The 1038-nt window shown below is 65.7% G+C and carries 3 protein-coding genes; all 3 read right to left on the bottom strand.

Annotated elements, in window-relative coordinates; genetic code table 11:
* Positions 1-44: 44 nt before the first annotated feature.
* From grxD to AC3WJI_RS21670, 3 genes are read right to left on the bottom strand one after another with little or no spacing between them, the layout of a single operon-like run.
* Positions 45-377: a Grx4 family monothiol glutaredoxin gene (gene grxD / locus AC3WJI_RS21680; RefSeq protein ID WP_492759377.1), complete on the bottom strand. Its 333-nt coding sequence runs from the start codon at positions 375-377 to the stop codon at positions 45-47.
* Between the two features lie 5 nt (positions 378-382).
* Entirely contained in the window at positions 383-619 is a 237-nt protein-coding gene (locus tag AC3WJI_RS21675; protein WP_492759376.1) for a BolA family protein, read from the bottom strand.
* Positions 619-942, bottom strand: coding sequence for a DUF1476 domain-containing protein (locus AC3WJI_RS21670; RefSeq protein ID WP_492759375.1), 324 nt, complete (start codon positions 940-942; stop codon positions 619-621). Before AC3WJI_RS21670 ends, AC3WJI_RS21675 begins: the two co-directional genes overlap by 1 nt.
* Positions 943-1038: the final 96 nt, after the last annotated feature.

Raw genomic sequence — 1038 nt, 5'->3', positions numbered from 1 at the left:
TACCCACCCCGAGCCCCTCCCTTGCAGGGAGGGGACAGGCAAAATTAGCTCTGCGCCGCGACGCCCTTGTCGGCGAGCAATTGCGCGAGTTCGCCGCTCTCGTACATCTCCATCATGATGTCCGATCCGCCGACGAATTCGCCCTTCACATAGAGCTGCGGGATCGTCGGCCAGTCCGAAAACGCCTTGATCCCCTGGCGGACGCCCTGGTCCTGGAGCACGTCCACGCTCTCGAACTCGACGCCTAAATGATTGAGGATCGCGATCGCGCGGCTCGAAAATCCGCATTGCGGGAAGAGCGGGCTGCCCTTCATGAACAGCAGGACGGGATTGGCGTCGACCAGCCCCTGGATGCGCGCCTGAACGTCGTCGGTCACTTGTCTTACTCCTCTGGCGCTTCGGTGGTCAGCTGGAGCGCGTGGAGCACGCCGCCCATGCGCCCGCCGAGCGCTGCATAAACCGCCTGGTGCTGGCGCACGCGCGGCATCCCCTTGAACATGGGGGCGACGACGCGCGCTGCATAGTGGTCACCGTCGCCGGCGAGGTCGGTGATCTCGACCCGGGCATCAGGGATGCCCGCGCGGATCAGTTCCTCGATCTCGGCCGCGGCCATCGCCATCAGGCTTCGCCCATCAGCTGGCGGCGCGCCTCGACGGTCTGCGCCTCGATCGCCTGGCGGATCGTCGCGTCGTCGATCTCGACGCCCGCGGCGAGCAGGTCGCTGTGCAGCTTGCGCACGACGTCCTCATCGCCCGCTTCCTCGAAATCGGCCTGGACCACCGCCTTGGCATAGGCGTCGGTCTCTTCGGGGGTGAGCTTCATCTTGGCAGCGGCCCATTGGCCGAGCAGGCGGTTGCGGCGCGCGCTGATCCGAAACGCGACGTCCTCGTCACGGGCGAACTTCGCCTCGAATGCGCGCTCGCGATCGTCGAATGTGGTCATGTGCTGCCCTTTGTACCGGTTTCCGCCGAGATAGGAGGACAGCGTAGCACTGGCAACTCTCTAAGCCCCTCCCCTTTAGGGGAGGGGTTGGGGTGG

Source organism: Sphingomonas sp. FW306-1B-B10E, assembly GCF_058782005.1.
Note: the sequence above shows the minus strand (reverse complement) of the source record. Positions and strands in the feature narration are given on the sequence as shown.

Excerpts from the sequence above, each read along its gene's own strand:
- AC3WJI_RS21675 (WP_492759376.1), bottom strand. The coding sequence starts at position 619 with ATGGCGATGGCCGCGGCCGAGATCGAGGAACTGATCCGCGCGGGCATC.
- AC3WJI_RS21670 (WP_492759375.1), bottom strand. The coding sequence starts at position 942 with ATGACCACATTCGACGATCGCGAGCGCGCATTCGAGGCGAAGTTCGCC.